Annotated in this window: 4 protein-coding genes; 3 read left to right on the plus strand and 1 reads right to left on the minus strand. The window is 68.7% G+C overall.

Annotated elements, in window-relative coordinates; all coding sequences use genetic code 11:
- Nucleotides 1-1,218, minus strand: a 1,218-nt coding sequence (locus AOK11_RS32285) for a glycoside hydrolase family 3 protein (RefSeq protein ID WP_167353862.1), incomplete at its 3' end; no start/stop codon positions are given.
- Between the two features lie 388 nt (nucleotides 1,219-1,606).
- On the opposite strand from AOK11_RS32285, the gene AOK11_RS32290 reads away from it, so the two are divergent.
- From AOK11_RS32290 to AOK11_RS32300, 3 genes are read left to right on the plus strand one after another with little or no spacing between them, the layout of a single operon-like run.
- Nucleotides 1,607-3,298 (plus strand): extracellular solute-binding protein, encoded by a 1,692-nt coding sequence (locus AOK11_RS32290; RefSeq protein WP_055597235.1) that lies wholly within the window; start codon nucleotides 1,607-1,609, stop codon nucleotides 3,296-3,298.
- Nucleotides 3,299-3,325: 27 nt separating this feature from the next.
- Nucleotides 3,326-4,378: an ABC transporter permease gene (locus tag AOK11_RS32295; protein ID WP_055597236.1), complete on the plus strand. Its 1,053-nt coding sequence runs from the start codon at nucleotides 3,326-3,328 to the stop codon at nucleotides 4,376-4,378.
- Nucleotides 4,375-5,313 (plus strand): carbohydrate ABC transporter permease, encoded by a 939-nt coding sequence (locus tag AOK11_RS32300; RefSeq protein WP_055597237.1) that lies wholly within the window; start codon nucleotides 4,375-4,377, stop codon nucleotides 5,311-5,313. Before AOK11_RS32295 ends, AOK11_RS32300 begins: the two co-directional genes overlap by 4 nt.
- Nucleotides 5,314-5,538: the final 225 nt, after the last annotated feature.

The following is a 5,538-nucleotide window of genomic DNA, read 5'->3' on the forward strand; positions in this document are numbered from 1 at the left end:
GTGGATCAGGGTGCCGCTGTACCAGTCGAGCTTGCATTCGTCGGCCAGCAGGCCGACCACGGCGACACGGGTGTGCGCCGGGGCCAGGGGCAGCAGGCCGTCGTTCTTCAGCAGGACGACGGCCTGCTCGGCGGCCTCCTGCGCCAGCGCCCGGTGCCCCGGAGTGTCGAAGGCGTGCTCGTCGGCGCCGCCCTCCGCCTGCGGGGCGCCGGCGCCCCCGCCGTTCCCGCCGCCCCCGTACGGGTCCGCGCCCGGGTCGAACTCGCCGAGCCGGAAGCGCACCGAGAGCTGCCGGCGGACAGCGCCGTCGATCTCGGCCTCCGTCAACAGCCCCTGCCGCAGCGCCCCTTCGAGGCGTCCCACGATGACCGAGCTGTCCGTGCCGTGGTCCGTGAAGCTGTCGACCCCGGCCCGCAGCGAGGCCGCGACGGCCTCCTCGTGGGTGTCGAAGTAGTGCTCGGAATCGACCAGGTTGGACGGTGCGCCGGCGTCCGAGCAGACCAGCAGCTCCTCCTCGGTCCAGGTGCGCAACTGCTCGCGCAGATACGGCGAGACATGGTTCGGACGGCCGTTGACCAGGTTGTACGCGGGCATCACGCCGGCCACCGCACCCGCCTCGACGGCGCCTTGGAAGGCGCGCAGATCGTACTCGTGCAGCACCCGCGGGCGGACCGAGCCGGACGTGGTGTCCCGGGCCGTCTCGTTGTTGTGCGCGAGCCAGTGCTTGAGCACCGGCGCCGTCCGCCAGTACACCGGATGGTCACCGCGCAGGCCCCGGGTGTAGGCGGTGGCGATCGCCGAGGTGAGCCGGGGGTCCTCCGAGTAGCCCTCCTCGTTGCGGCCCCACAGGGGGTGGCGCAGCAGATTGACGGTCGGCGCCCAGACGTTGAGACCGACCCGCTCGTCCCGGGCGCGCATCGCGCGGGTCTCCCGGGACACCGCCTCGCCGACCCGGCGCACCAGCTCCGGGTTCCAGGTCGCCCCCAGCCCGACGGCCTGCGGGAACACCGTCGCCGGACCCATCCAGGCCACACCGTGCAGTGCCTCCTGACCGGTACGGAAGGCGGCGATGCCCAGCCGCTCGACGGCGGGCGTGAACTGGTGCAGAGCTCCGGTTCTCTCCTCGAGGGTCAGCCGCGACAGAAGGTCGTCGATGCGCTTCGCGAACGGCAGGTGCGGATCGCGGAAAGGCGGCGTGGGCGGCGTTGGTGCGGTCACGTGGACATCCCCTTGCGATGGAACGACGAAGCGCTTTCGAAGCGCTTCGATGCTGATTCCGAGGAGGGGTGGGTGTCAAGGACATGGGGGAGAGCGATCGGATGCCCGGCGGAACCTCGCGGACATTTCCTTGAAGACTGCGCGTGCATTGCGCATGCATGGTGATATTGCGGCTCCTCGGCGCACCTCCGAGGAATCTTGTAAGCAACTCTTGTGCGTCCTTGGGTGTTCACTTAACCTCGCAGCAACATCGAAGCGCTTCGACTACGAGGTCGCCTCCCCGGCACGTTCCCTCCGAACGACCGCTTCGGCTCAGCCAGTTCCAGTGAAGACACCGCAGCCGACGGCCGCCGCCGGGTGTCCTGGTGTGCCATGAAGGGTTGACGCAATGACGCCGAATGCCTCCACCTCCTCCGGGCCCAGCCGGAGAAGCTTCCTCGCCTCCACGGCGGTCGCCACCGCAGCGGTGGCGGGGGGAATGCCGCTGCTCGCCGCGTGCGGGGGTGCGGACGGCAGCTCGCGTGAGGGCACCACCTCGAGCAAGGACGCGAAGGACATCCTCCCGGCCTTCGTGGCCGGCAGCGTGGTGACCCCGGACATCGCGTCGAAGAACGGCTCCGCGGTCGGCTTCACCGGCAAGCTCGACCTCGCCGGCCTGAAGACCTCGGTGCCGAAGAAGCTCGGCAAGGGCGGCAAGGTCACCGTCATGGCGCCGTTCTGGGGCTCGCCGCCCAAGGGCGACAACGCCTACTACACGGCCATGAACGACCTGATCGGCGTCGACGTCGCCTGGCAGAACCAGGACGGCAACACCTACGACCAGAAGCTCGGCGCGGTCCTCGCCTCCAGCGACGTCCCGGACGTCGTGGTGATCCCCGGCTGGAACATGGGCGGCAAGATACCGAGCGCCATCACGAGCAAGTTCGCCGACCTCGGCCCCTACCTGTCCGGGGACAAGGTCAAGGAGTACCCGAACCTCGCGGCGATCCCGACGGACGCCTGGCAGCGCTCCATCTTCGGCGGCAAACTGCGGGGCCTGCCGATGCCCGCCTCCTACGTCACCAACATCGTGCCGTACTACCGCAAGGACGTCTTCGACGAGGAGGGCTACGACATACCCGCCTCCGCCGACGAGTTCATGGCCCTGGCCAAGGACGCCACCAACGCGAAGGCGAAGCGGTGGGCCTGCGGCGACATGAAGTGGACCGCGTTCAACGCGTTCGGCGTGCCCTCCGGCCAGGAGAAGCCGCTCGGCTGGATCGAGGAGGGCGGCAAGCTGGTCTACCGGGCCGAGCTGGAGCAGTACCTCGAGGCCCTGGAATGGACCCGCAAACTGTTCGCCGCCGGTGTCGTGCACCCCGACTTCAAGCTCGGCAAGAGCCAGGCCACCGACCCCGGCACCAAGTTCGCCGCCGGCGAGTTCCTGATCTACAACAACGACATCTCCAGCTGGTACGGCCTGACCGCGGCACAGGCCACCCAGAACCCGGACTTCGAGATCTGGGGCATGGACATCTTCGGCCACGACGGCGGCGACCCCACGCTCTACGCGACGCAGCCGGCCAACATCTTCGCCTTCGTCAGCAAGAAGGCCTCCGAGGCCGTCGTCCGCGACACCCTGGCAGTCGCCAACGTCACCGCGGCGCCGTACGGCACCAAGGAGTTCATGCTGACCAACTACGGCGTCGAAGGCACCCACTACAGCGTCGAGGACGGCGTCCCGGTCAAGAACGACACCGGCAACAACCACGTCGTCAACGCCTATGTGATGGTGGCGAGCCCCGCCCCGACCATCGCCCACCCCGACTTCGCGAACATCGCCAAGGGACAGGTCGAGTGGCAGCAGCGGATGGGCGCCTTCACCAGGAAGACCCCCTTCTACGGGATGCAGATCACCGAGCCCTCCCGCCTGACCAGCCTCTCCAACGACTTCGAGCAGCTCGAGGACGACATCGTCCGCGGCCACAAGAAGATCGGCGACATGCAGCAGGCCGTGTCCGACTGGAAGAGCAAGGGCGGGGACAAGCTGCGCGACTGGTACCGGAAGATCCTCGACGAGAACGGCCCGGCGGCCGGCTGACCCGGGACCGAGGCAAGGAGAACCGCCGTGTCGCACAGCACGGTGCCTCGGAGCAAGGCCGAGGCCACGAAGCCGGTCGAGGAGCCGGCGGCGTCCGGTGACGCCGCCGGCCCGCCGGACGCACCACCCCGGGGAAAGCAGGGAAAGCGGGGCAAGCCGAGCCTGCGGCTCCGGTACCGGCGCGACCGCGTCCTGCTGCTGATGACCCTGCCCGCCGTGGCACTGGTCCTGGTCTTCAACTACCTGCCGATCCTCGGCAACGTCGTCGCCTTCCAGGACTACGACCCCTACATCAGCGACAACGGCGTCGTCTCGATACTGAACAGTCCCCTGGTGGGACTGGAGAACTTCCAGCGGATCATGGAGGACTCGGCGTTCTGGAACGCTCTGAAGAACACCCTGGTGCTCTTCTTCCTCCAGCTCGTGCTGTTCTTTCCGATCCCGGTCCTGCTCGCGCTGCTCATCAACAGCGTGATCAGGCCCCGGGTGCGGGCGGTCGCGCAGGCCATCCTGTACCTGCCGCACTTCTTCTCCTGGGTCCTGGTCATCGCCGTCTTCCAGCAGTTGCTCGGCGGCGCGGGAATCTTCTCGCAGCTCCTGCGCCAGAACGGCCACGACGGCCTGGAGGTCATGACCAACCCCGACACCTTCATGTTCCTGCTCACCGCGCAGAGCGTGTGGAAGGACGCCGGGTGGGGGATCATCGTCTTCCTCGCCGCGCTGGCCTCCGTCAGCCCCGACCTGTACGAGGCCGCCGCCATGGACGGCGCCGGACGCCGGCGCCGGATGTGGCACGTCACGCTGCCCGCGCTGCGGCCCGTGATCGCGCTGCTGCTCGTCCTGCGGGTGGGCGACGCGCTCACCGTCGGCTTCGAACAGATCCTGCTGCAACGCGACGCCGTCGGGCCGGGGGCGTCGGAGGTCCTCGACACCTTCGTCTGGTGGAACGGCGTGCGCAACCAGGACTTCGGCTACGCGGCCGCCGCCGGCCTCATCAAGGGCGTGGTCAGTCTCGGTCTGGTCCTCGCCGCGAACAAGGTGGCCCATCTCATGGGCGAGCAGGGGGTGTACAAGAAGTGACCGCCGTGATCGACGAACCCACGACGCGCAAGGTCCGGGGCTGGGCCGCCCCGCCCCGCCCGGTGTGGGAGGAAGCGCCCACCGGGGCCGGGCTCGCGGGCAAGGGCATCGTCCTGGTCCTCGCCTGCCTGGCGGTCGTCTTCCCGCTGTGGATCGTGATCGTCACCAGCCTGTCCACGCGCAGGACCATCGACGAGGCCGGCGGCCTGGTGATGGTGCCCAAGGACATCACCTTCATCGCCTACCAGGAACTGCTCAGCGGCGGCCAGGTCACCCGGGCCGCGCTGGTCAGCATCGGCGTCACCCTGGTCGGCACCCTGTTCTCGATGGCCGTGTCCGTGCTCTGCGCCTACGGCCTGTCGCGCACCGACTCGCTCGGGCACCGCTGGATCCTGATGACGCTGCTGGCGACCATGTTCTTCAGCGCCGGCCTCATCCCGACGTACCTGCTGGTGCAGACCCTCGGCCTGACCGACAGCTACCTGGCACTGATCCTGCCCAGCGCGATCAGCGTCTTCAACATCCTGGTGCTGCGCGGCTTCTTCATGAACATCTCGCAGGAACTCGTGGACAGCGCCCGCATCGACGGCGCGGGCGACTTCCGCATCCTGTGGCAGATCGTCATGCCGCTGTCCCGCGCGGTGATCGCCGTCATCACGCTCTTCTACGCCGTCGGCTACTGGAGCGCCTGGTTCAACGCCTCCCTGTACCTCAACGACCAGAACATGCTGCCCCTGCAGAACGTCATGATCCAGCTCGTCCAGAAGCAGGAGGCCCCCGTCGGCCTCGGCCAGGCCATCAGGACCGGGCAGCTCTCGGGACTGGCCGTCCAGATGGCCGTCATGGTCATGGCCCTGCTCCCGGTCGCCGTGCTGTCCCCCTTCGTCCAGAAGCACTTCAAGAAGGGCATGCTCACCGGCGCCGTGAAGGGCTGACGGAGGGGGAGCCCCGGCCCACCGCCGCGGCCCCCCACCGGCCGTCCCGCTCCCCGACACCCGCAGAACGAGGTAGGCCATGCACGCGTCCCGCACATCCCGTACGCTCCCCACTCGCCGGGAGCGTGTCTGATGCCCGGACTGGGCGACGCCACCCGCGGGCGCATTCTCTACGGCGGCGACTACAACCCCGAGCAGTGGCCCGAGGAGACCTGGCCCGAGGAC

Source organism: Streptomyces hirsutus (assembly GCF_001418415.1).
GTDB classification, from domain to species: Bacteria; Actinomycetota; Actinomycetes; order Streptomycetales; family Streptomycetaceae; genus Streptomyces; species Streptomyces hirsutus.